We start from the raw sequence: 23,675 nt of genomic DNA, 5'->3' as shown, positions 1-23,675 counted from the left end.
GGGATAATTATTTTGTGGAAGAAAATTGCAATGATTTTAACAATCTTGCTGATAAGTTTAACAAGCACTGTGTTTGCAGGAGAAATAACCAATATTCGCTGGTCGGTACATGTTGATGATAAAGTGAACAGCCGCGCGACGAGAATAGTAGTTGATTTAAGTGGGCCAGCCACAGTTAGTAATATTTTTAAGGGGAATGAACTGAAAATAAGTATCAAAAATGCTACGCCAGGAAAGCATAGCGGCTTAATTCCTGTTAAGAACAATAATGTAAGTAAATTGATTTCTAATCAAGTGGGAATAGATGGCACATTGTTAACTATGCAATTAGATAAAAGAAAAACTCAAGAAGATGTTAATGTGTTTGTTTTGCGCAAAGATCCTATAACAGGCAGACCGGATCGTGTTGTTATTGACGTATTTGATAAACGACCTAATACGAGCAATGTTTTGCCAACAACTAAGAAAATTAGTTTATTGAAAAACTTTGGTTTAAATGGGAAAACGATTGTTATTGACCCTGGACATGGTGGTAGTGATCCTGGGGCAATAGGTCCTAATAAAATTATGGAAAAAGATATAACACTGGCAATCAGTAAAAAATTAGCGCTGTTATTACAACAAAAAGGTGCTAATGTCCGCTTGACTAGGGTATCAGATGTGGATGTGTTTGGCAAAAACGCAACTGACGCTCAAGAATTACAAGCGCGAGTTCAAGTTGGTGAAAACAGTAATGCGGATATTTTCGTAAGTGTTCATATTAACGCTTCAATAAATCGGAGTGTAGGTGGAACCTCTACTTATTATTCGCCGAAGAGTGAATTAGATACGGTTTTGGCAAAATCTATTCAAGATCGTTTAGTAGAATATAGTAATTTAGATAATTTAGGTACACGGCAGGCTGGGTTTTATGTTACGAAGCGGAGCAAGATGCCTGCAGTGTTGTTGGAGTTAGCCTTTATTAGTAATGAACGAGAAGAAAAACTTTTAACTAGTAATTGGTTCCAAAATAAACTGGCAACAGGTATAAGTATTGGAATTGAAGATTACTTTAAAACCATTGCTAGTGGAGGTGGTCAATAGGTGAGAAAATTTGGTGTTTTTCTAATAATAGTAGTACTTTTTTTTAGCATGGGTTGCAGTAAAACTACGGATAAACAACCGAAGCCAGAAATTGGTAAAAAAGAGCAGATTGTTCAAGAGGTGAAGGTTACTATCCAAAGAATGCATGTAGATGGGGACCATTTAACTAGAGTGCAAGTAACTCGCAAAAAAGAAGAAACAGCCGCAAAGACAGCCTTATTGGCTTTGTTAGAATTGCCTAGTGATAAGAACTATTTTAATCCTATAGCAAATTCGACTATTAAATTACTAAGTTTTGTGGTTCAAGAAAATGGTATAGCGGTAGTGAATTTCAATGAAGAATTGAAAAAAATTAAGGGTGGGTCATTATTTGAGCAATTGTTTATTGGGTCAATTGTAAATACTTTGACGGAAAATCAAGAAATTAAGGCAGTTAAAATTTTAGTAGAAGGAAAACCAATTGAAACTTTGACTGGACACTTAGATTTGACAGAACCTCTAAAACGCAATGAAAATTTATTACATAAGTAAAACTAAAAGCTGATTTAGGGAAGGTTTTCTTTAAATTGGCTTTTATCAAACCAGAGCATTGAGTTACGGATTGGCTTAATTATTTAAAATGTAAAAAGGTTGTGGAGTTATGAACAGTAGTAGTAGGTTTTTGATTATTACCGGTATGTCGGGGGCTGGTAAATCACAAGTGATGCATGCGTTAGAGGATATTGGCTTTTTTTGTGTCGATAACTTACCGCCCGCACTAATTCCTAAATTTGCTGATTTATGCGCTTTGACTACGAACAGTATTCAAAATATTGCTGTGGTGGTTGATAGTCGTGGGGGGGAATTTTTCCGAAATTTTAATAGCATTTTGAGTGAACTAAAATTAAAAGGAAAAAACTATGAATTACTTTTTTTAGAGGCGAGCAATGATGCTTTAATTCGACGCTATAAAGAGACAAGAAGAAGACATCCAATGGCTAAATCAGGCTTGTTAAGTGAAGGAATTGCTTTAGAACGGAATAGTTTAGAATGTGTTCGGAGTCAAGCGACTATTATAATTGATACTTCAAATATGTTGCCAGCTACACTGCGTAAAAAAATTGTGGAGCTGTATACTCGTTATGGAGATACCAGCGGCATGAGTATTAATATAATTTCTTTTGGCTTTAAATATGGATTGCCGATTGAGGCTGATTTAGTTTTTGATGTTAGATTTTTACCTAATCCTTATTATGAGCCGGAACTTAAGAAAAAAACAGGAAATGAACAGGAAGTTGTAGATTACATAAGTAGTTTTGAAATTACTAAAAATTTCCAAAATAGATTGGTTGATTTTATTGATTTTTTGATCCCACAATATAAAAAAGAGGGGAAAAGTCAATTAATTATTGCTATTGGTTGTACAGGGGGAATGCATCGTTCTGTTTATTTAGCAAATTATTTGGAAGAGAGTTGTAAAAAACATGAATGTGTGACTATGGCTATCCATCGCGATATTGATAAAAAGAAATAAGAGTGTAATTAAGTAGATTAGGAGGCTAGTTGTGCGTTGGATAAAGTGGTTATATCCAGGTATGGATATAAAAAGGTGGCTATTCTTATTTACTACTGGAGTTATCATAGCAGCTTTAGGAATTGCGTTGTTGTTTAAGTATAAGTTTATTCACGTTGTAGAGAAAATTTTATCGGAATTGACGTACTTCTCTTCAGCTACTAATTATAATGTTATCTCGCTATCCGTAGGAATTCTTTTGCTAATTATAGGAATTTTCCTAATGGTTTTAGCGACTAGAAAAAGTATCCACTCTATTTTAGAGGCTATTGCACCCGAAAATAATAACCATTTGTTAGAAAAAATTTTTTCCAAGAAACGTTTGGCTCGCGGTCCTGTTATTACGGTGATTGGCGGTGGAACAGGTCTTTCAGTTTTGCTTAGAGGTATTAAACAGATTACCAATAATTGTACGGCTGTGGTAACTAGTGCCGATGATGGGGGATCTTCGGGGCGATTAAGACAAGAATTTGGGATTATACCGCCGGGAGACTGTCGCAATTGCTTGATTGCTTTAGCGGATACAGAACCTTTGATGGAAAAGCTTATGCAATATCGTTTTAAAGGTGAGAATCAATTAGCGGGGCATAATTTTGGCAATTTATTTATTACCGCTATGCATGATATTGTTGGAGACATGGAAGGCGCGCTTAGTGCAACTAGTGAAATTTTAAAAGTTAGGGGGCGCGTTATTCCTTCAAGTGTTCAACCAGTAGAACTAGTAGCAGAAATGCATGATGGTAAACGTGTAAGAGGCGAAAGTAGTATTTCGCAAGCAGCTGGGAAAATTGCACGCTTGGAAATTTTGCCGGAAACACCGCAAGCAACAAGTTCCGCTCTAAAAGCTATCGAAGAAGCAGATGTTATAATTTTAGGCCCGGGTAGCTTGTATACTAGTGTTATTTCCAACTTATTGATTCCAGAAATAAAGCAGGCGTTACTTAAATCAGCCGCTGTAAAAATATATATTTGTAATGTAATGACCCAACCAGGAGAGACGGATGGGTTTAGTGCTTTTGCACATGTTCAAAAACTTTTAGAATATATAGATGGTGTTAAATTTTTAGATTATGTTATTTTAAATAATCAATTAGATATTAATCCTGAACTTTTAGAAAAATATGCTACGCAAGGTGCTTACCCAGTTTTAAACGATAGTGATAAAATTATCGAATTGGGAATTAAGGTAGTACCTGCTAATTTAATTAGTCAAGATAATCTGATAAGGCATAATTCTAATCGGTTAGCGAGGACTCTAATTAGATTAATTTATAATTTGCATTTATCAAATTCAATTTTTAATATTTTTGAGTATTATTTTATAAAAAATATTATTAAGAATTTAGGCAGTAAAAATAAGGAGCAGACATGAGTTTTTCAGCAGAAGTAAAAGCAGAGTTAACTAGGATTGAAATAGAGAAAAACTGTTGTATGCTAGCGCAATTATCGGCAGTATTAAGAATGAATGGGGATTTAGTTATTCGACGTGGCAATTTTGGAATTAATTTTATTACTGAAAATGCAGCTTTAGCACGCCAAGTCTTAAAACTTCTGAAACAACAATTTAAAGTTAGCACAGAAGTTGTAGTTACTAGATCGCGCCGCCTAAAAAAAAATAATCGCTATCAAGTGCGGATTTTGCCTGCGGCAGAGGTCTTGCCGGTTGTTAATAGCTTAAGACTATTACCGGGCGACGATGGCCGTTTAGAAAACGACTTGCTGCTTAGCCCTTGCTGTAGACGTTGTTTTTTACGGGGTGTATTTATGGCAAGTGGTTCTGTAAATAAACCAGAAGGTGATTACCACTTAGAAATAATAACTTCGAATAAAAACTTTGCTGATACTATTTTGCGTGTTATGAAATATTTTGATTTGCCTGTGAAGCTAACAGATCGGAAAAATGAATATATAATTTATTTAAAAGGCGGGGACTATATTATTAATTTTCTTTCAGTGATAGGGGCTCATAATGCGTTGCTGAAGTTTGAAAATGTACGAGTTGTGAAACAAATGCGTAATCAAGTTAATCGATTAGTTAACTGTGAGACTGCAAATCTTGATAAAACTGTACAAGCGGCATTGCGGCAAGTAGAGAGCATTAATTTTTTGAAAAGTAAAGAACAATATTGGTGCGAACTTACAGTAGCCTTGAGAGAAGCCGCAGAATTGAGATTGGCATATCCAGATAGTACTTTAAGCGAATTGGTTGAATTAAATGATAGTAATATTTCAAAATCGGGTCTTAATCATCGTTTGAAGAAAATAGAAAGATTAGCAATTGAACTAGGAATGGAGAGAAAGTAGTGTTAGTAAAAATAAAAAAGATAGTTATATATTTAAGTGTTTTTAGCTTAGTAGCTGTAGCTGTAGCTTATTGGAGTTTTGAGGATTATAAAAAAAATAGTGTCCCAATTTTGGCATATCATAAAGTTGATAATGATCATTCGGTATATAGTGTATCGGAAAAAGTTTTTGATGAGCAACTTAAATATTTACACCAAAATGGTTACAAGGCTATTACTTTAGAAAAGATGCAAGAATTGATGGATAATAGAAAATTAGGTGAAGAAAAATATATTGTTATTACCTTTGATGATGGTTATGAAAATAATTTAACTAAAGCTTTACCTATTTTGCAAAAATATAATTATCCAGCAACTGTTTTTGTGGTTACTGGCAGTGTTGGAGCGACTAATTATTTAAGCCCTAAGCAGGTAGGAGAGTTAAGTAAGGCTGGTATTGAAATTGGTTCGCATACTGATCGACATTTACCGTTAGCAACTTTAAGCGCTGAGGAAGTGGAGAAAGAACTGGTAATTTCAAAGCAATACTTAGAATATCTTACTTTAAAAACTGTTAAATATTTGGCTTATCCAAATGGGAGTTATAATGATAAGATTGGCAAAATTCTAGAAAAAATTGGTTACACAGGTGCGGTAACTGGCTTAGATGGAGTTAATGTTTACAATTCGCCGCAATACTACTATTACCGCGTTAATATGTTTAAGTATGAAGATCCAGTGCGTGGCTTTCAAAGTAGACTGTTTCGCGCCCAGTTAAAAGGCTGGTATAGAAATTTGACACTTGCGAAAAATAGCTAAAAGGTATAAAATATTCTAGTAGTTGTAATCGTTTTAAGGAGGGGTGTATATAATGAAACACATTAAGACTGTGAACAAAGGTGAACTTAATAAGTCTACAAAAACTACAGGTTGTGGTGAATGCCCAGCATCTTGCCAATCAGCTTGTAAAACTTCTTGTACAGTAGGCAATCAAGTTTGTGAAAAGAAATAATAAAAAGATGTTGCAATTTTAGCTCCTTGTATATACGGGGAGCTAACTTTTTTGGGAGGGTTTTAGCTAATAATGCTTATACATAAATTTAAACTAGATGATAATATAATAGTTTTGGATGTTAATAGTGGGGCAGTACATTTGATTGACCAAATGATTTATGATATTTTGGATGTCTATCAAGGTGATAATCCTCATATGGTGTATGAAAAACTATCGGGACAATATCAATTGGAAGATTTACAAGAAGCTATTGGTGAATTAGAAAGTTTACAAAAAGCAGGGTTGTTGTTTTCAAAAGCTCCAGAAATACCAGAAGTTTTCAAAGAACAACCGATTGTGAAATCATTATGTCTGCATGTAGCTCATGACTGTAATTTACGCTGTGGCTATTGCTTTGCAAGTACGGGAGATTTTGGTACGAGCACGCGGAGTTTAATGAGTAAAGAAGTAGGTGAAAAGGCAATAGAGTTTGCTATTGCAGGAAGCCAAAAGCGGCATAATTTGGAAATTGATTTCTTTGGTGGCGAGCCTTTGATGAATTGGTCTGTAAATAAATATTTAATTGAATATGCTAGGCGGCGTGAACAAGAAACCGGCAAAAATATTAAATTGACCTTGACTACCAATGCAACACTTTTGACAGAAGAAATCATTGAGTTTCTCAATAAAAATCGTGTAATGTTAGTTATTAGTATTGATGGTCGCAAAGAGGTGCATGACCGCATTAGACCTTATGAAGGTGGTGTGGGAAGTTATGATAAGGCTGTCGCAGGTTTTAAGAAAGTGGTGCAGTTGCGAGGCGATAAAAATTATTATGTACGTGGTACTTATACGCGTTATAATTTAGATTTTGCGCAGGACGTACTAGATATGGCAAAATTAGGTAAAGAAATATCAGTAGAACCTGTTGTAGGCACAACGGAACCTTACGCTTTACAGAAAGAGGACTTGCCAATTTTGTATGCAGAATATGAGAAGTTAGCGAGGGCTTATTTGCAAGCAAACCTAGCAGGTGAGGGCTTTAACTTTTTTCATTTTAATGTAGCCTTAGATGGTGGACCGTGTTTAAATAAACGCTTATCAGGTTGTGGAGCAGGACATGAGTATTTTGCTGTTACTCCCGAGGGAGACTTGTACCCCTGTCATCAATTTGTAGGTCGAGAAGAATATCTTTTAGGTAATTTAGATTCTGGGGTGCAAAAACCGAAAATAGTTGAAGAATTTCGCAATGCTCATATTTTGAATAAACCAGATTGCTTAGAGTGTTGGGCAAGATATCATTGTAGTGGCGGTTGTCATGCTAATGCCCAATTAATTAATGGTGATATTTATAAACCATATGAATTGGGTTGTGATTTGCAAAGAAAACGATTAGAATGTGCAATACTATTACAGGCTGTTTTAGCTGAGGCCAAAATTGAACGTGAAAAAATAAGTAATTTTAGTTATAAATAAAAGTAATGAGCGTGTGCTTAGCACACGCTCATTACTTTTTGAATTAGTAGCATATATAGAATTGTTCCACCGGCAATACTATATAGCAAATTATGTTTATATTTGTGGATTATAACAACGAAAATAGCGGCAATTAATTCGGGGAAGAAATAAGGTTGTTTCGCAAGTTGGATGTCTTTAAAACAATAAACGATAAGCATTCCGATAATTGCGGGAGGCAAATATTGTCCTAAAAAAACAATAAAGCGTGGCGTTGTTTTATTACTTGGGAATAAAACAAAGGGTAGATAGCGAGTGAAAAAAGTAACTATGGCAAGAACTAAAATAAGCGATATAAGTTCTAAATTATTCAGCATGATCCACCTCGGAAGTACTTTCTAGTTTTTTTCTGAAAAAAATTAGAGTTAAAACCAAACAAAGCATGGAAATGATGATAAAACTTTTTGTTCCGAAGAATATTAATGATAATGCTGTTATTAATATTCCTGCCAATGCCGGAATGTGTTGTTCAGTTTTTTCCCATTGTTCAACAAAGATAACAATGAACAGCGCCGTCATACTAAAGTCTATACCTTGCGAATTAAAGGTTATTAAAGAACCAAGAATTCCACCTAATGTGCAACCAAGTATCCAATAAAAGTGGTTTAAAAAGGCGATGGAAAAATAAAAATCAGCCGGCGATATTTTTGCGGGTGGTTTTAAAGTGCAGAGTAACGAATAGGTTTCATCGGTTAAGGAAAAAATCATATAAAATTTTTTGAACCCGAAAATTTTAAATTTTTCTAAAAGTGAAAGACCGTAAAACAAATGACGGGCATTTACCGTAAAGGTTAAAATAGCAGCGCCTAATAAATTAAGGGGGGTTGTTAGTAGGCCGATTGCTATAAATTGCATTGACCCCGCATAGATTAAGATGCCCATTAGGGTTCCCCAATAAAAAGCATAACCTTTACTACTAAGCAATACTCCGAAGGCTATGCCCATGAAAATATAACCCATAAGTACCGGGAGAGTGTAAGGAAACACTATTTTTAAGGTTTGATAATTCATGTTAGCTTAAATCCTTTTATTATAATTGAAAACATATTTTTCGATAGAAACAGCTAGCCCGTCATCTTGATTACTGCTAGTTATAGCTTTAGCGATGTTTTTTACAGGTGTGGGAGCGTTACCCATTGCGATACCAAGGCCAGCAGTTTTCAACATTTCGACATCGTTAAAAGAATCGCCTACAGCCATAACTTCATCTAAATCTACGTTAAGATAATCGGCTAATTTTTTTATAGCTACACCCTTATTTACATCACGATGTACACATTCAATAAATTTGGACTTAGAACTAGTAAAACAAATTTCTTCCCCAGCAAGACTTACTAACTGAGCTTGAATAGCAGTCAGTTGTTCTGGTTCGGCGATAATTAGCATTTTATCTTGGGGCAGGGATAAATTAAAGAAATCATCGCCCAAAGTATAGAAAGGTACACCTGCTAAACTAGAATATTGACGTGCGTAAGCGCAATCATTAGCTACGTATAACTTGTCATCTATATAGCACTGTACATACCAATTATTGGTTTTACAGGTTTGTAGAATTAATCTTGCTACGGGCGGCGATATTTTTTTGGAAAAAAGTTGGGTGCCTTGTTGCGTATCTTGAATTAAAGCCCCATTGTAGGTGATAATGGGAATATTAACTTTTAATTTTTGGGCAAATGGTAAAGCTGAAGAAAACATTCGCCCAGTAGCTAGAGTAAAAAAGATATTTTGGGCTTTTAAACGTTCTACTGTGGCTTGGAGTTTGGGACTAATATTCAAATCGTCATCAATAAGCGTCCCGTCGATGTCACTAACTATTAATTTAATCAAAAAAATCACCCGCTCCTTTTGGTAAATAAACCTAAAAATACACTGGTAAAACTAAACAGAATTATAATTAATAAGCTTTTATTGCTATCTAAAATAGTATAGCCTGGCAAATTTTTTAAAGTTAGTAAAGCAGTGCCAGCCAAGGTCATAAAAGTAAGCGTGAAGCGGTAGCGTGAGATGAAACGTAAGCTGAAGAGATATTGAATTGCAGAAGAAACAAGCGCGAGAATTGTTAGTCCTAAAATTTTACCAGTGAAAGTTACTACTTCAAGCGCAGGAATGTAAGCAAATAGCAAATATAAAATTAGGATTTGAACGCTGGTTATAAAAATAAACTTAATCAAAAAAATACCCCCTAGGTAAAACTTAATATAAAAAAGACTGGCAAAAACCAGCCTTTTAAATGTTGATGCAAAATTATTGTTTTTCAAACTGGTCTTTACTTACACCGCATAAGGGACATACCCAATCTTCTGGGATATCCTCGAAAGCTGTGCCAGGAGCAATGCCGCTATCAGGATCGCCAACAGCGGGATCATAAACATAACCACAAATTGTACATACCCAAGTATTCATAAAAAATACCTCCTTAGTTCATAAAAATTACTTAATCTATGACAAGATTGTACCATTAAAAAAAGTTGCTGGCAATGCTTTTTTTGGATTAACCTGCAGGTTTAAGCTCTTTGGGTTTGCTGTTTGCAGGCGTTTCTGGAGTTGTTGCAGGATTATTAGGGGTTTGTTTGCTGTTTTCTTTTTTATCAGTTTTGGAAGAGTTATCTTTCTTGCTGTCAGTATCTGATTTTTTGGAGTCGGTTTTTTCATTTTTTTGGATTACTGGCTCGCTAGGAATAAAAACACCAGGTGGTTTAGTGAAATCATGTACTTCGATATTGCGGTGTGCTGCGCTCATGAAATTTCGCCAAATTGTAGCTGGTAAATCCGCGCCAGTCATATTCACACTCCCGCCCTCATCTTGACCAATCCAAACTGCTGCAGAAATGTCGGGGGTAAAGCCTACAAACCAAGCATCGTTATAGGTGTCGGTTGTTCCTGTCTTGCCAGCTGCTGGTCGACCGATGTTAGCACCATAGCCTGTACCCGAAGTAATTACCGATTTCATCATATCAACGAGGATATAACTGCTGTTTTCTGAAACTACTTTATGAGATGCAGGTTTATTGTTATAAATAACTTTACCAGTACGATCAACTATTTTAGTTATTGCTACGGGATGATTATAAACTCCTTGATTAGCTAGGACTGCATAAGCGTTTGCCATTTCTAAAGGTATTACGCCTTTAGTTAATCCACCTAAAGACATTGCTAAATTGTTGTCGCTCATGGCTCCAGAACTAACAAGCGTCGAGATGCCCATTTGTTGAGCATAATATAGTATTTTACTTGGCGAAACTTTATCTGCTAAAAGGACGGCGGGAATATTATAAGAATGAGTTAAGGCTGTTCTTAAACTTACCCAACCATAATTTTGTCGCGAATAGTTACTAGGTGACCAATTACCAGCGAAAGTAACTGGTTTATCCTCGATTAGTGTGGCGGCATTCATGCCACTTTCGATTGCTGCTAAATATACAAAGGGTTTAAAGGCGGAGCCTGGTTGACGAGTTGCTAATACAGCTCGATTGAATTGATCGTTACCTCTGCCCCCGACCATGGCTTTAATGTATCCTGTTTTAGGTTCGATAGCAACAATGGCAATTTGCGGTTGTTTTACGCCGTTAGCACCAGTATAGAAAGTTGGTAAATCTTTTGCGGCCGCTTCGGCAGCAACTTGCATATTAATATCTAGGGTTGTGTAGATTTTTAAGCCTTGTTTATAAAGTGCATCAGCACCAAATTTTTCGGCAACTAACTGGGAAACATAGTCAATGAAGTAGCTAGCGTCACTGGAATTTTTGCGTTCGGCACTTGTGATCACAATTTTTTCTGCTTTGGCTTTGCGCATTTCTTCTTGCGTAATAAAATGGTATTTAAACATTTGATCTAAGACTAATTCTTGGCGTTCTTTAGAAGCTTTGAAATTATTCATTGGTGAATAATAGTTAGGGCTTTTGGGAATACCAGCTAGCATTGCTGATTGTGCTAGTGTAAGGTCTTGAACGTGTTTACCAAAATACTGTAATGATGCGGCTTCAACGCCATAAGAGCCTTGACCAAAGTATATTTGGTTTAAATACATTTCTAAAATTTCTTTTTTACTATACTGTTGTTCGAGTTTAAACGCTAAAATAGCTTCTTGAACCTTACGTTTTAGATTTCGGTCCTGTGATAAAAAAGCATTTTTAGCTAATTGTTGCGTGATAGTACTGCCGCCTTCGGCGACACCTTTACTAAGAATATTACTGTAGATAGCTCTCACTATACCGCGGGGATCAATTCCCGAGTGTTCATAAAAACGAATATCTTCGGCAGCTAGAAAAGCTTGCTCAAGACTTTGAGGTATTTTATTGATTTTTACAGGAATACGATTTTCGGCTGAAACCGTAGTGGTTATTAAGTGTCCATTAACATCGAAAAATTGAGAAGAAGCATCAGGATTGATTTCTGTATTGACATTTGTAATGCTGTCAATACTAGCTGTTAAAAAACCAATACCAGCACCGATACCGACGATTATAACAATTAGTAATGTTATGATAAAAGTTCTCATATAGTCACCTTTCTTTATATATAAAATAAATATTCGAGGACAATTATATCATAGAAATGGTAAAATATCTATTTTTAAAGCTCGTAAAACTCTAAAACTGAAAAATTAGAATAATGACATATTAATGGTTGTGAAATGCAAAAAATGGGTTGAATAATCAAATGAAACTTCAAAATTTACAAAAAATATTACTCTATTTTATATTTATTTAAAAATATTTAAATTATGCACTTGACTTTTTAGGGGAAAGGCTATATAATTCAAGTTGTATGAAAGTACACAGTTCCATATCCAGAAGGGCGTATTAAGAGTTATTCCAGTACTTCTCTCCTTATATCTTGAGGAGAAGCAGGATAGCTTCTAGACCTAAGGATGGGCAGAGAAGGAGAGATTTTTATAATGAAAGAAGACAAAACACTAGCATGCCGCGAATGTGGCGCAGAATTCGTATTCTCAGCGTCAGAACAAGAGTTCTATGAGCAAAAAGGTTTTACAAATGAGCCAGGCCGTTGCCTATCTTGTCGTAAAGCTCGCAAACAACGTATGGGAGACGCTCCTGAGCGTGCACCACGTCAAATGCATGCAGCAACTTGTGCTGAATGTGGCGTAGAAACTGAAGTTCCATTCAAACCATCTGGTGATCGTCCAGTTTACTGCCACGATTGCTTCAAAAAAATGAACTAATTTTAATACGCTTTATTAACTTTAGGAAGACAGCTGTGATGATCTTAGGATTGTCACAGCTTTATTTTTTAGATAACTTGGCATTTTAGCTTAAATAAGTTAAAATATTATAATATATATTTAATTATTAAAGAAGGGTGGATTAATTGTGCAAGAGAAGATTTTATATTCAACAACGCTCTCAAGTGTTATTCATAAGGAAGAAATTTGTCAAGAATTAGTAAAATTGTCGGTAAAGGAAAATTACCCTATTCAGAAAGCTAAGTGGAATAATACTTTGGAAAAATTTGTTGGTTTTTCACGGGAATATATGATTACCGCTGCTAAGTTACCGCCAATACCTGGGGGATGGCAAGTCGAGATTAGTGGATTTACAGAAGGTTATCATGAAATGTTGGTGCCAGTTAAATCGCAACTAGACACTGCTGGGCAAGAATGTGGTGAAATTAATAAATTTGTTTTGCAAATGTTGGAAGAATTTAGAAAAGAAGGCTTGGAAATTATTGTATCAGATGAATATGAACAAGTATATGGTTCTTTAGCGAAAAAAATAAAAGCATGGGGACATCCTTTGTTACTCGATAAATTAGATGAATTTATCGAAAATATGCGTTAGGATTGAGATTTATGGATAAAGAGCAAATTAAATTAATTGTAATAGTTCAGTGCGAATTTGCTAGCAAACGTTGTAGTGGTCATGCTTGCATGCGTAGTTTTTATGAGCGCACCGGAACCTTTCAAAACTATCCAAGTACAACTATGTATCTTAGCTTAACCTGTGGTGGCTGTTGTGGTAAAGGGTTAGTAGCTAAACTGGAACATTTAACAAAAATGAATTTAAAAAAATGGCAATTGCAACGCAATCAAGTGACTATACACTTGGCATCTTGCATTTGTAAAGATAACTATCATGCTGATGTTTGCCCGCATTTAGATTATATAAAAAATATTTTGTATAAAAAAGGCTATGAAAATTTAATTGAAGGCTCTTATTTATCGGACACTGCTACTAAAAAACGCAATTTAGGTATTTATAAAAAATGAAATTTGCATAAAAATTAAAAACATCCCTGTTATTTTATAAAATAACAGGGATGTTAAATTTGTTAGTTAAATACTAGTTTTCTTTGTTGAGTTTTTCAAAAGCCTTAAATTCATTGAGAATTTCTTGGCTAGGCGAACCTTCTAGTTTACTAACGATTATAATAGCCAAGAACGAAGCAATAAAGGCTGGGACAATTTCATAAAGGGCCGGATTGCCTAAGTATTTCCAAAGCAATACTGTACTACCGCCAACAAAAATGCCAGCTAAGGCACCATTGCGTGTAGCATTTCGCCAGAACAGTGATACTAGAACTAAAGGGCCGAAGGCGGCGCCGAAACCAGCCCAAGCATAAGCGACTAAGTCTAACACTAGATTATCGGGATTAGAGGCAACTATTATTGCTAAAATTGATACCAAAATAACAGTTATTCGACTTACTAAAACTAACTCTTGTTCACTGGCATTTTTTCTAATTAAGGCTTGGTAAAAATCTTGAGCAATTGAGGAAGCAGTAACTAAAAGCTGGCTAGAAGCCGTACTCATAATAGCAGCCAGAATTGCCGAGAGAATAACTCCGGCAAAGAAAGAAACATAAAATTGTTCAGTCATCACCATAAAGACAGTTTCTATTGCACTGCCTGTTAGTTCGGGATGAATATATACACGACCTACTAGGCCAATTATTACAGCTGCACTTAGCGAAAAAACAATCCAGGTCATTGCTATTTTGGTAGCAGCGGATATTTCTTTTGCGGAGCGGATGGCCATGAATCTAACTAAAATGTGTGGTTGCCCAAAATAACCTAAGCCCCAAGCCAGCAGAGAGATAATGGAAATAAAAGTTATATTGCTGCCATCTGGATTAGTAAACATATTTAAATGCTCGGGGAAATTTGTAGTTAAAGTTTGAATAGTCAAACTCGGACCACCTATTAGATATATTCCCGTCGCGGGAACGGCAATAACTGCGATAAACATTAAAACCCCTTGGCAAAAATCGGTCCAACAAACGGCTTTAAAACCACCAAGAAAAGTATAAGATACGACAACTCCAGCACTAATAATTAAGGACCAAAGATAGGGGATTCCAAAAACGGTATTAAATAACTTACCTCCAGCAACAAAACCTGAAGAAGTATAAACTAGAAAGAAGATAAAGATAAAGATTGCGGAGATGATGCGTAAACTTTTGGATTTATCTCGGAATCTATTTTCGAAAAAATCAGGAATAGTTAAAGAATCATTGGCTAATTGGGTGTAGTTTCGAAGTCGTTTAGCAACAAATTGCCAATTTAACCATGTTCCGAGAGCTAAACCAATAGCAATCCAATAAGCACTAATTCCAGCTACATAAGCAAAACCAGGCAGGCCCATCAACATCCAACCACTCATATCGGAAGCGACTGAACTCATTGAAGTGACCCAAGGGTTTAATTGGCGACCGCCTAAAATATAATCTGACAGATCCTGCGTTTTATAATAGTGCCAAACGCCGATGGCAACCATTGCAAACAAGTACAATAAAAATGCTATTAAAATACCAATGTTAATAGACTGCATATACAAAAATCACCTCTTAAATATAATTACTGTTGATAAATAAAAAAATCAAACTTTATTATACTACCTTTCGGGGCAAATGTGCAAATTATTTACCTGTAATTATAGAGAAATAGCTGGTATAAGTAACAGTTTTTTGGAATTTCTTGGAAAATCTTAACAATAAATTGAGCTTTTTTCTTGTTAATTAACAAGCAATAAGTTATAATAATATGATAGTAATGACCTTTTAGTAATAATAGAGGTTATTTTTATTTGTTTTGATAAGTCTTTTTCTTGGGGTGAAGTGTGCGTAAAGTAGAAATTAATATAGAATCCGTGCAAAATTCTGCTGGAGAAACTTTGAAAATCGAGCAGCAAAGTCACGGATATTTAACTTTCAAGGCTTCGAGCTGGTATCTGCGTTATAAAGATCAAGAAGGCATTGAGTATACTTATAAATATAGTGCTGATCGGTTACTAGTTTTGAGGCAAGGTGCGGTCGAACATCGTCAAGAATTTATTTTAGGAAAAGAACGAATTAGTAGTTATTTCAACACAGGTATAATATTAGAAGTGAAGACGATTACAAACAAGCTTAAATTAGAGAAGTTAGATGCGGATATAAAAATATATTTAGAATATCAATTATATCTAAATGGTATTTTTCAAGGTATAAATCAAGTTTTAATTAGAACGAGGGAGTGTAGTTAGTGGATATAAAAGATATTTTACGTAAAGCCATACAGGAAGTGCTACAAAATATTTGCACCAAAGGGATTTTAAATTTGCCAGAGGGAGCTCAGCTGCCGGAAGTACAATTAGAAGTTCCACCACGCAAGGAGTTAGGTGATTTTTCTACCAATATTGCAATGCAAGCAAGTAGAGTTTTGCGTTGTAATCCTCGAATTATTGCTCAAGCACTTGTAGATAATTTAAAGTGTGAACAAGTGCAACGTTTAGAAATTGCGGGTGCTGGTTTTATTAATTTATATTTGGTAAATGATTGGCCTTATCAAATGTTGGCAAGTGTCTTAGATAAAGGTGCTGACTATGGAAATTTACCTAAAATGACTAGTCCCAGAATTCAGCTAGAATTTGTTAGTGCAAATCCTACTGGTAAACTGCATGTTGGTCATGGGCGCGGAGCGGCTTTTGGTAGTGCTTTAGCAAATTTAATGTTAGCTGCAGGTTATAATGTGCAGAAAGAATTTTATATAAATGATGCTGGTACACAGATTGAAAATTTAGCTAAGTCTGTGAATGCACGCTATTTAGAGTTGTTAGGTGAAGCTTGTGAATTTCCGGAAAATGGTTATCACGGCGAAGACATCATAAGTACGGCTAAAAACATCATAGATCAAGATGGTAGCAAGTATTTGAACGTGAGTGAGGAAGAGCGCTTAATAATTTTTAAAGAGATTGCTTTGGTGGAAAAACTAAATGGTTTGAAACAAGATTTAGCCGAATTTGGCGTTACCTTTGATAATTGGTTTAGTGAACGCAGTTTGTATCGCGAAGATAAAATTAATAAGGCGTGTACAGTTTTAACTGAAAAAGGGTATTTATACGAGCAAGATGGAGCTAAATGGTTGCGTTCTACTGATTTTGGGGATGATAAAGATCGGGTGGTTATCCGTGATAACGGAATTCCAACATATTTAGCTGCAGATATCGCCTATCATCAAAACAAGTTGGAAAGAGGTTTCGATACCTTGATTAATATTTGGGGTGCAGATCATCACGGATATATAGCGAGAGTGAAGGCAGCTATAGCTGCTTTGGGATATAAAGCAGAAGCCTTAGAAGTTTTAATTCTACAGATGGTAAGCTTATATCGTGACGGACAAATGGTAAAAATGTCTAAAAGAACAGGCCAAAGTATTACCCTTAGTGAATTGATTGAGGAAGTGGGAAAAGATGCAGCAAGATACTTTTTTGTAATGCGCTCTATTGATAGTCAATTGGACTTCGACTTGAATTTAGCCATAGAAAAAAGTTCTGATAACCCTGTTTATTATGTTCAATATGCTCATGCACGTATTTGTAGCATTTTTAAACAATTGCAGGATTTAGGTATAAACTGCAGTATAACCAAAGAAATTGATAAGTTGCAATTGCTAACTCACGAAAGCGAGTTAAATATAATAAAGAAAATAGGTAGTTATGAAGAAGAGATTGCTTATGCTGCTAAAGAGCGTATGCCTCATAAAATAGCTCATTATGTATATGAGTTGGCTAGCCTATTCCATACTTTTTATAACCAATGTAGAATAGTTGGTGTAGAAAGCGATTTGCAACAGGCAAGAATTAGTTTGATAAGTGCGACTAAAGTAACATTGATACACGCTTTAGGTATTTTAGGTGTAACTGCCCCAGAACGAATGTAGGTAAATTTTTGAGGAGGAAGAGTATGGCAAAGTATATTTTTGTAACAGGTGGGGTTGTATCTTCACTAGGTAAGGGAATCACGGCGGCTTCTTTAGGACGGTTGCTAAAAAGCAGGGGGTATAGTGTCACTATACAAAAATTTGATCCATATATAAATGTTGATCCAGGAACTATGAGTCCTTACCAACATGGCGAAGTTTTTGTTACCGATGATGGGGCCGAAACTGATTTAGATATTGGGCATTATGAAAGATTTATTGATATTAATCTCAGTAAGAGTTCTAATGTAACGGCAGGTAAAGTGTATCTTTCGGTTATTAATAAAGAGCGGCGTGGGGATTATCTTGGTAGTACAGTTCAGGTTATTCCTCATGTGACCAATGAAATTAAAGAACGGGTTTATCGTGTAGGGCGTGAGGACAATGCGGATATTGTAATTACGGAAATTGGTGGTACGGTTGGCGATATTGAAAGCTTGCCATTTTTAGAAGCTATTAGGCAAGTGAAAAAAGAAGTGGGAAAAAATGATGTTTTATATGTACATGTGACCTTGGTGCCATATATTTCTGCGGCTGGGGAGCTAAAAACTAAACCTACGCAGCATAGTGTAAAAGAGTTACGCGGAATTGGAATAACGCCAGATGTGATTGTTTGTCGCACGGAAAAAGAATTATCTTTAGAGATGCGCGAAAAATTGGCTTTGTTTTGTGATATCGATTTAGAAGCGGTTATTCAAAATCAAACAGCAGAAAGTATTTATCAAGTGCCGTTGATGTTAGAGCAACAAGGTTTTGATAGAATTGTTTTAGAAAAACTTTGTTTAGAAGATCGTCCTAAGGACATGTCTGAATGGACTAGTATGGTTGAAAAAATTGTTAAACCGCACCAAAATGAAGTTAATATTGCGATTGTTGGTAAGTATGTAGAACTGCAAGATGCTTATATCAGCGTTGTTGAATCTCTAAAACATGCGGCAATTGCTAATGATGCACAGTTAAATATTACTTGGGTTAATGCAGAAGCGATTGAAACTGCTGGTACAGATTTAAATAAAGTTTTTGCTGGAGTAGAGGGTATTTTAGTACCAGGAGGTTTTGGCGATCGCGGGGTTGAAGGTAAAATTAAAGCTATTCAATATGCGCGGGAACAGAAAGTTCCTTATTTAGGTCTGTGCTTAGGTATGCAAACAGCTGTGATTGAATTTGCACGTCATGTGTCTAACTTAACTGGGGCGTATAGTTCAGAATTCATGAGTGAATGCCCGCATCCAGTTATTGATTTAATGCTAGATCAAGTAAATGTAGAAGATAAGGGTGGCACTATGCGTTTAGGAATTTATCCTTGCAAGTTGTCAGAAGGAACTTTGAGTTACGAAGCTTATCAAGATGAGATTATATATGAACGGCATCGCCACCGCTATGAATTTAATAATGCTTACAGGAGTAAATTAACTGCTGATGGCTTAATTATTGCGGGAACTTCGCCTAATGACCGTTTAGTGGAAATTGTGGAATTACCAAAAGATGTTCATCCTTGGTTTGTAGGTGTGCAATTCCATCCAGAACTTAAATCAAGACCAACTAATCCACATCCGTTATTTAAAAACTTTGTAAAAGCGAGTATTGAAAATAAGTAATAATTAGACCTGGGGCAGATTGATGTAGTTTATGTATTAGTCTGCCTTAAGCTAAGTAAAAACAAAAAGAGAGGCGTTTTAACAATGAATCGAGAGTTAGCACTAGAGTTTGTAAGAGTAACAGAAGCTGCGGCAATTGCCTCCGCTAGATTAATGGGTAAAGGTGATAAAATTGGGGCGGATCAGGCAGCAGTAGATGCAATGCGCATGGCCTTTGATACAATTGATATTAGTGGGACAGTTGTTATTGGTGAGGGTGAAATGGATGAAGCTCCAATGTTGTATATCGGAGAAAATGTTGGTGCTGGTGGTCCAGCAGTTGATATTGCTGTAGATCCGTTAGAAGGAACAAATCTAGTAGCCAAGGGCTTAAATGGTGCAATTGCGGTAATTGCAATAGCTCCTAAAGGTTGTCTGTTACATGCTCCAGATATGTATATGGATAAAATTGCGGTAGGCCCAAGAGCGCGCGGTAAAATTGATATAACGGCGCCGGTTGCTGTGAATTTAAAAAATGTTGCGCAGGCCTTAGATAGAGAAATTTCAGATTTAACAGTAGTTATTTTAGATCGTCCTAGACATGACAAAATAATTCATGAAGTACGTCAAGCTGGAGCGAGAATAAAATTAATTCAAGACGGAGATGTTTCCCCAATTGTTAGTGCAGGTATTGAAGGCACTGGCGTGCATATGTTGATGGGAATTGGTGGTGCTCCCGAAGGTGTTATTGCGGCAGCGGCTATGAAATGTTTAGGGGGAGATATGCAGGCACGCTTGTACCCTGAAAACGAGGAAGATGTAAAACGAGCTTTGAAAATGGGTATTACTGACGTAAATAAAGTTTTGACAATTGATGATTTGGTAACTGGCGACGATGTAATGTTTGCGGCTACAGCTATTACTGAAGGCGAACTGTTGCGTGGGGTTCAGTATTTTGGCGAAGGAATAAGAACACATTCTATTTCTATGCGTTTTAAATCAGGAACTGTGCGTTTTGTTGATGCTGTTCATAGCTATGATCGCAAGCCGTTTTCGATAAAATATTAAGCTTAATGTAAATCTTGTTAACGAAAAAACTTGACAAGAAGTTTTTAAGGGTGTATATTGTTAACAAAATAAATGATTTTGATAAAAAGTTAGGAGATTAACGATGCATAATTTGGCGATATTTTCTTTTATATTTGCATACGTATATTTTAGCTGGAGTTATTATTATAGCTTTGGCTTTTTGGTGTACGCAAATATAAATAACTTTAACCAAATTAATGAGTTGCGGATTGGGTCTGAGCTCTCCTTGAGGGGTGCTCAATAGAGAAACAGTCTTTATCGATAATCTTTTAACAATAAGTTAGAGAGACTCATTAATGAGTCCTCTTTTTTTTATTGACGTTATTTAAAAAGAATTATTTAAAGCAGAGGAGTAGATACAAATGATAATTGTTATGAAACCAAATTCCCCCCTAATTGAAGTAGAGAAAAATTTAAAGCAAATAATCGCACAAGGGTACCAGAATAGTTCCATCCTGAGGCTCAATAGAGAAAAGTCTTTATCGATAATCTTTTAACAATAAGTTGGACGCTATGAGCACTCTTTATGTTAATCCTACTATTTTAAGAGAGTATAATTAAAGCTGTATAACAGCGTTATGAACGAAATGAATAAGGTGATAGAAATCAATCCCCCTAATTGAAAGAAAAAAAACCATCTCATAACAGCCAAGGTAGAAATTTTCCATTCAGGAAGAGTAGGTAATAAGTGGAGTCTGTACAAGTGTATGAAGACCATACGCCGAGAGCAAAGCACAAGTATGTCACAGCGGATAGTATGGCGTTGGACCGATTTAGAACGACATAGAGAAGCCTTCAAATCACGAGCAAAGGAAAAGAGATGATACAAGTGTAGGGATTGGCGGGAGTGGACGGGGAAAAAGCGCGCCATAATCTCCCCTAATCAAGCAACGCGAAAAGCGTACAAGCCTCGGGTGCAAATATATTAAGAGGGTGGCGCATTTAAACCTAGAACTTCTCCCTTATGCTTTTCAAGGTATGCAAGAAGAGGGCTTGGATTTATTGAAAAATAGCACGTAAGAAAAACAGGATTACCAATTGTCAGCGAAAATTATGTCGGCAGATAAAATTGAACGTTTTGTGGCGCCGATAGATATGATATATTCAAGTAGGCGCAAGAAAATATGCAAAACTTTGAGTTATTGAAAGAGTTGGGCCAAAACAGATAAACCAATTTTATTAAAAAGAGGTTTGTCGCCAACATTGAAGAATGGTTGATGTCAGCAGAATATATTATGGCTGGGGGCAATCAAAATGTAATTTTATGTGAACGAGGAATTAGAACTTTTGAAAGATACACGCGCCAATACTCTAGATTTAAGTGCAGTGCCCAGCAATTAAGAAAAACTAAGTCATTTACCGATTGTAGTTGATCCGAGTCATGCGGCAGGGATGTGGTGGATGGTTGAATCTCTATCTAAAGCAGCTGTTGCAGTAGGCGCAGATGGCTTAATGATTGAGGTTCATAATGATCCGGCAAATGCGAAATGCGATGGACAACAGTCGATAAAACCAGAGCGTTTTGATAATTTGATGCAAGATTTAAAAGCGATTGCTCAAATTGTAGGCAGAGAAATATAAAGGTAATATTAACAAAAGTACTTGACAAAGAAACGACAATGAATTAATATTGTAACAGTGATTTATAAAAAAGTTTTAAAAGAAAAAAATGTAATGTTAGGGGAAATTTTTGTGAGCAACTTGTTAAAAACATCTTCTTTATTTACAAGCTTATATTTTAGCTGGAGCTACTTTTATTTTAGCTTTAGCTACTTTGCATGCTTGAAAATAAATAAGATGGATAAATTTAATGAGTGCGCGATGACTATATAGCTGTGCAAGAACTATAGGTTATTGTAGAAAATTTTTTAGCTAACTACTAGAGAACTCTCATTAAGGGTTCTCTTTTTTTATTACTTTTTAATTATGCAAATTGATAGGAGTGACGAAAATGATAGTTGTAATGAAACCTAATGCTAATCCGCAAGAGATAGCTAAATTAAAAGGACGTTTAGAAAACAAAGGTTTTGGAATTCACCCAATTCAAGGTGTTTCATATTGTATTTTTGGAATAGTTGGGGATACTAGTAAATTAGATATTGAGTCTTTAACTATTAATGATAGTGTCGATCGAGTGATGCGAGTACAAGAACCATTTAAACAAGCCAATAGAAATTTCCATCCAGAAGATAGTATAATTGATGTACAAGGTGTAAAGATTGGCGGTAAGAAAATTGTAGTAATGGCAGGACCATGTTCCGTAGAAAGCGAAGCTCAAATTACCGCAATCGCGAAAAGCGTACAAGCCTCGGGTGCAAATATATTAAGAGGTGGCGCATTTAAACCTAGAACTTCTCCTTATGCTTTTCAAGGTATGCAAGAAGAGGGCTTGGATTTATTGAAAATAGCACGTAAGAAAACAGGATTACCAATTGTCAGCGAAATTATGTCGGCAGATAAAATTGAACGTTTTGTGGCCGATGTAGATATAATTCAAGTAGGCGCAAGAAATATGCAAAACTTTGAGTTATTGAAAGAGTTGGGCAAAACAGATAAACCAATTTTATTAAAAAGAGGTTTGTCAGCAACAATTGAAGAATGGTTGATGTCAGCAGAATATATTATGGCTGGGGGCAATCAAAATGTAATTTTATGTGAACGAGGAATTAGAACTTTTGAAAGATACACGCGCAATACTCTAGATTTAAGTGCAGTGCCAGCAATTAAGAAACTAAGTCATTTACCGATTGTAGTTGATCCGAGTCATGCGGCAGGGATGTGGTGGATGGTTTGAATCTCTATCTAAAGCAGCTGTTGCAGTAGGCGCAGATGGCTTAATGATTGAAGTTCATAATGATCCTGCAAATGCAAAATGTGACGGTCAACAGTCGATAAAACCAGAGCGTTTTGATAATTTGATGCAAGATTTAAAAGCGATTGCTCAAATTGTGGGCAGAGAAATATAGTTATATAGCAATTAAAGAAACTGTAGTAGGTTGGTAGTATGGTAGATAAATAATATTGGTATTTTTAGTAGAATAAGTAGAATAAGTAGATAAGTAGATAAGTAGATAAGTAGATAAGGACGTGGTAATATGCAAGATGGTTTTAGCAAAAACTCTAATATTCTAATTGTGGGGCTAGGTTTGATTGGGGGCTCAATAGCATTAGCCTTAAAAAAAGTAGGTTATAAGAATATTTATGCCGTGGATATCAACGAAAAAACTTTAAAATATGCTTGGCAACAGGAAATTATTCAAAAAACAACTCAAAATACGCAAGAGTTGCTTAGAAAAGCGGATTTAGTTATTTTGGCAATATATCCTTGGCATGCAAAGGAATTTTTGCAAAACAATCTAGCGGAATTTAAATCAACAGCAGTGGTTAT

Annotated in this window: 23 protein-coding genes and 2 pseudogenes; 18 read left to right on the top strand and 7 right to left on the bottom strand. The window is 35.7% G+C overall.

All coding sequences use genetic code 11. From position 1 onward, the window contains the following. Positions 1 to 12: 12 nt before the first annotated feature. From SUCMO_RS10685 to scfB, 8 genes are all read left to right on the top strand, one after another. The gene (locus SUCMO_RS10685; RefSeq protein WP_019880315.1) at positions 13 to 1,083 is read left to right on the top strand and encodes an N-acetylmuramoyl-L-alanine amidase family protein; all 1,071 of its coding nucleotides are present in this window, start codon (positions 13 to 15) and stop codon (positions 1,081 to 1,083) included. After that, positions 1,084 to 1,614, top strand: coding sequence for a GerMN domain-containing protein (locus SUCMO_RS11040; RefSeq protein ID WP_019880314.1), 531 nt, complete (start codon positions 1,084 to 1,086; stop codon positions 1,612 to 1,614). A 109-nt stretch (positions 1,615 to 1,723) separates the two neighbouring features. Then, positions 1,724 to 2,596 carry an RNase adapter RapZ gene (rapZ, locus tag SUCMO_RS0108740; protein ID WP_019880313.1) on the top strand — a complete coding sequence of 291 codons (873 nt, stop codon included), beginning with the start codon at positions 1,724 to 1,726 and terminating at the stop codon, positions 2,594 to 2,596. Positions 2,597 to 2,627: 31 nt separating this feature from the next. Then, positions 2,628 to 4,007 (top strand): gluconeogenesis factor YvcK family protein, encoded by a 1,380-nt coding sequence (locus SUCMO_RS0108735; RefSeq protein ID WP_019880312.1) that lies wholly within the window; start codon positions 2,628 to 2,630, stop codon positions 4,005 to 4,007. Further along, positions 4,004 to 4,939: a DNA-binding protein WhiA gene (gene whiA, locus SUCMO_RS0108730; protein WP_019880311.1), complete on the top strand. Its 936-nt coding sequence runs from the start codon at positions 4,004 to 4,006 to the stop codon at positions 4,937 to 4,939. The genes SUCMO_RS0108735 and whiA overlap by 4 nt, the downstream gene beginning before the upstream one ends. Next, positions 4,939 to 5,736, top strand: a complete 798-nt coding sequence (locus SUCMO_RS10675; protein WP_019880310.1) for a polysaccharide deacetylase family protein — start codon at positions 4,939 to 4,941, stop codon at positions 5,734 to 5,736. Before whiA ends, SUCMO_RS10675 begins: the two co-directional genes overlap by 1 nt. Positions 5,737 to 5,788: 52 nt before the next feature. Then, positions 5,789 to 5,929 carry a six-cysteine ranthipeptide SCIFF gene (gene scfA / locus SUCMO_RS11240; protein WP_019880309.1) on the top strand — a complete coding sequence of 47 codons (141 nt, stop codon included), beginning with the start codon at positions 5,789 to 5,791 and terminating at the stop codon, positions 5,927 to 5,929. Positions 5,930 to 6,001: 72 nt separating this feature from the next. Further along, complete coding sequence (gene scfB / locus SUCMO_RS0108715) at positions 6,002 to 7,387, top strand: thioether cross-link-forming SCIFF peptide maturase (RefSeq protein WP_019880308.1); 1,386 nt, start codon at positions 6,002 to 6,004, stop codon at positions 7,385 to 7,387. Positions 7,388 to 7,404: 17 nt separating this feature from the next. On the opposite strand, the gene SUCMO_RS0108710 is transcribed toward scfB, so the two are convergent. The 6 genes from SUCMO_RS0108710 to SUCMO_RS10670 all read right to left on the bottom strand — a co-directional run bounded on the left by SUCMO_RS0108710 (position 7,405) and on the right by SUCMO_RS10670 (position 11,924). Then, on the bottom strand, positions 7,405 to 7,743 hold the full coding sequence (locus SUCMO_RS0108710; RefSeq protein WP_019880307.1) for a branched-chain amino acid transporter permease: 339 nt from the start codon (positions 7,741 to 7,743) through the stop codon (positions 7,405 to 7,407). Continuing rightward, complete coding sequence (locus tag SUCMO_RS0108705) at positions 7,733 to 8,437, bottom strand: AzlC family ABC transporter permease (RefSeq protein WP_019880306.1); 705 nt, start codon at positions 8,435 to 8,437, stop codon at positions 7,733 to 7,735. Before SUCMO_RS0108705 ends, SUCMO_RS0108710 begins: the two co-directional genes overlap by 11 nt. Before the next feature lie 6 nt (positions 8,438 to 8,443). Further along, positions 8,444 to 9,253 carry a Cof-type HAD-IIB family hydrolase gene (locus tag SUCMO_RS0108700; RefSeq protein ID WP_028953967.1) on the bottom strand — a complete coding sequence of 270 codons (810 nt, stop codon included), beginning with the start codon at positions 9,251 to 9,253 and terminating at the stop codon, positions 8,444 to 8,446. Positions 9,254 to 9,258: 5 nt separating this feature from the next. Then, positions 9,259 to 9,597, bottom strand: a complete 339-nt coding sequence (locus SUCMO_RS0108695; RefSeq protein ID WP_019880304.1) for a hypothetical protein — start codon at positions 9,595 to 9,597, stop codon at positions 9,259 to 9,261. A 73-nt stretch (positions 9,598 to 9,670) separates the two neighbouring features. Next, entirely contained in the window at positions 9,671 to 9,829 is a 159-nt protein-coding gene (gene rd, locus SUCMO_RS0108690; RefSeq protein WP_019880303.1) for a rubredoxin, read from the bottom strand. An 88-nt stretch (positions 9,830 to 9,917) separates the two neighbouring features. Further along, positions 9,918 to 11,924: a transglycosylase domain-containing protein gene (locus SUCMO_RS10670; protein WP_019880302.1), complete on the bottom strand. Its 2,007-nt coding sequence runs from the start codon at positions 11,922 to 11,924 to the stop codon at positions 9,918 to 9,920. A 399-nt stretch (positions 11,925 to 12,323) separates the two neighbouring features. Between SUCMO_RS10670 and SUCMO_RS0108680 the strand changes: the two genes are divergently transcribed. The 3 genes from SUCMO_RS0108680 (at position 12,324) to SUCMO_RS0108670 (ending at position 13,652) form a co-directional block, all read left to right on the top strand. Further along, entirely contained in the window at positions 12,324 to 12,608 is a 285-nt protein-coding gene (locus SUCMO_RS0108680; protein ID WP_019880301.1) for a zinc-ribbon domain containing protein, read from the top strand. 148 nt (positions 12,609 to 12,756) lie between these two features. Continuing rightward, positions 12,757 to 13,224 (top strand): hypothetical protein, encoded by a 468-nt coding sequence (locus tag SUCMO_RS0108675; RefSeq protein WP_019880300.1) that lies wholly within the window; start codon positions 12,757 to 12,759, stop codon positions 13,222 to 13,224. Positions 13,225 to 13,235: 11 nt separating this feature from the next. Further along, a complete protein-coding gene (locus tag SUCMO_RS0108670; protein WP_019880299.1) occupies positions 13,236 to 13,652 on the top strand; it encodes a CGGC domain-containing protein in 417 nt (138 codons plus the stop codon). A gap of 73 nt (positions 13,653 to 13,725) precedes the next feature. Here the strand turns inward: SUCMO_RS0108670 and putP are convergent, their stop codons facing one another. Beyond that, the gene (putP, locus tag SUCMO_RS0108665; RefSeq protein ID WP_028953966.1) at positions 13,726 to 15,213 is read right to left on the bottom strand and encodes a sodium/proline symporter PutP; all 1,488 of its coding nucleotides are present in this window, start codon (positions 15,211 to 15,213) and stop codon (positions 13,726 to 13,728) included. Between the two features lie 288 nt (positions 15,214 to 15,501). Here putP and SUCMO_RS0108660 point away from each other — a divergent pair, with 288 nt between their 5' ends. The 7 genes and pseudogenes from SUCMO_RS0108660 to SUCMO_RS10655 all read left to right on the top strand — a co-directional run. Then, positions 15,502 to 15,906, top strand: a complete 405-nt coding sequence (locus SUCMO_RS0108660; RefSeq protein WP_019880295.1) for a YwiB family protein — start codon at positions 15,502 to 15,504, stop codon at positions 15,904 to 15,906. Then, positions 15,906 to 17,582: an arginine--tRNA ligase gene (argS, locus tag SUCMO_RS0108655; protein ID WP_019880294.1), complete on the top strand. Its 1,677-nt coding sequence runs from the start codon at positions 15,906 to 15,908 to the stop codon at positions 17,580 to 17,582. Before SUCMO_RS0108660 ends, argS begins: the two co-directional genes overlap by 1 nt. A 23-nt stretch (positions 17,583 to 17,605) precedes the next feature. Then, a complete protein-coding gene (locus SUCMO_RS0108650) occupies positions 17,606 to 19,219 on the top strand; it encodes a CTP synthase (RefSeq protein ID WP_019880292.1) in 1,614 nt (537 codons plus the stop codon). 84 nt (positions 19,220 to 19,303) lie between these two features. Beyond that, a complete protein-coding gene (gene glpX, locus SUCMO_RS0108645; protein ID WP_019880291.1) occupies positions 19,304 to 20,266 on the top strand; it encodes a class II fructose-bisphosphatase in 963 nt (320 codons plus the stop codon). Between the two features lie 913 nt (positions 20,267 to 21,179). Continuing rightward, positions 21,180 to 21,868 (top strand): annotated as a pseudogene (aroF, locus tag SUCMO_RS11710) (3-deoxy-7-phosphoheptulonate synthase); the annotation flags it as partial. 370 nt (positions 21,869 to 22,238) lie between these two features. Next, a pseudogene (gene aroF / locus SUCMO_RS10835) lies at positions 22,239 to 23,253 on the top strand (3-deoxy-7-phosphoheptulonate synthase). A gap of 129 nt (positions 23,254 to 23,382) precedes the next feature. Further along, on the top strand, positions 23,383 to 23,675 hold a 293-nt coding region (locus SUCMO_RS10655), incomplete at its 3' end, for an NAD(P)-binding domain-containing protein (protein ID WP_033297144.1).

Source organism: Succinispira mobilis DSM 6222 (genome assembly GCF_000384135.1).
GTDB lineage: Bacteria > Bacillota > Negativicutes > Acidaminococcales > Succinispiraceae > Succinispira > Succinispira mobilis.
Note: the sequence above shows the minus strand (reverse complement) of the source record. Positions and strands in the feature narration are given on the sequence as shown.

Bases quoted from the DNA above. Each gene is read 5' to 3' on its own strand.
- rd (WP_019880303.1), bottom strand. From the start codon at position 9,829: ATGAATACTTGGGTATGTACAATTTGTGGTTATGTTTATGATCCCGCT.
- putP (WP_028953966.1), bottom strand. From the start codon at position 15,213: ATGCAGTCTATTAACATTGGTATTTTAATAGCATTTTTATTGTACTTG.
- SUCMO_RS10670 (WP_019880302.1), bottom strand. From the start codon at position 11,924: ATGAGAACTTTTATCATAACATTACTAATTGTTATAATCGTCGGTATC.
- SUCMO_RS0108670 (WP_019880299.1), top strand. From the start codon at position 13,236: ATGGATAAAGAGCAAATTAAATTAATTGTAATAGTTCAGTGCGAATTT.
- glpX (WP_019880291.1), top strand. From the start codon at position 19,304: ATGAATCGAGAGTTAGCACTAGAGTTTGTAAGAGTAACAGAAGCTGCG.
- scfB (WP_019880308.1), top strand. From the start codon at position 6,002: ATGCTTATACATAAATTTAAACTAGATGATAATATAATAGTTTTGGAT.
- rapZ (WP_019880313.1), top strand. From the start codon at position 1,724: ATGAACAGTAGTAGTAGGTTTTTGATTATTACCGGTATGTCGGGGGCT.
- whiA (WP_019880311.1), top strand. From the start codon at position 4,004: ATGAGTTTTTCAGCAGAAGTAAAAGCAGAGTTAACTAGGATTGAAATA.
- SUCMO_RS0108710 (WP_019880307.1), bottom strand. From the start codon at position 7,743: ATGCTGAATAATTTAGAACTTATATCGCTTATTTTAGTTCTTGCCATA.
- scfA (WP_019880309.1), top strand. From the start codon at position 5,789: ATGAAACACATTAAGACTGTGAACAAAGGTGAACTTAATAAGTCTACA.
- SUCMO_RS0108650 (WP_019880292.1), top strand. From the start codon at position 17,606: ATGGCAAAGTATATTTTTGTAACAGGTGGGGTTGTATCTTCACTAGGT.
- SUCMO_RS0108705 (WP_019880306.1), bottom strand. From the start codon at position 8,437: ATGAATTATCAAACCTTAAAAATAGTGTTTCCTTACACTCTCCCGGTA.
- SUCMO_RS0108680 (WP_019880301.1), top strand. From the start codon at position 12,324: ATGAAAGAAGACAAAACACTAGCATGCCGCGAATGTGGCGCAGAATTC.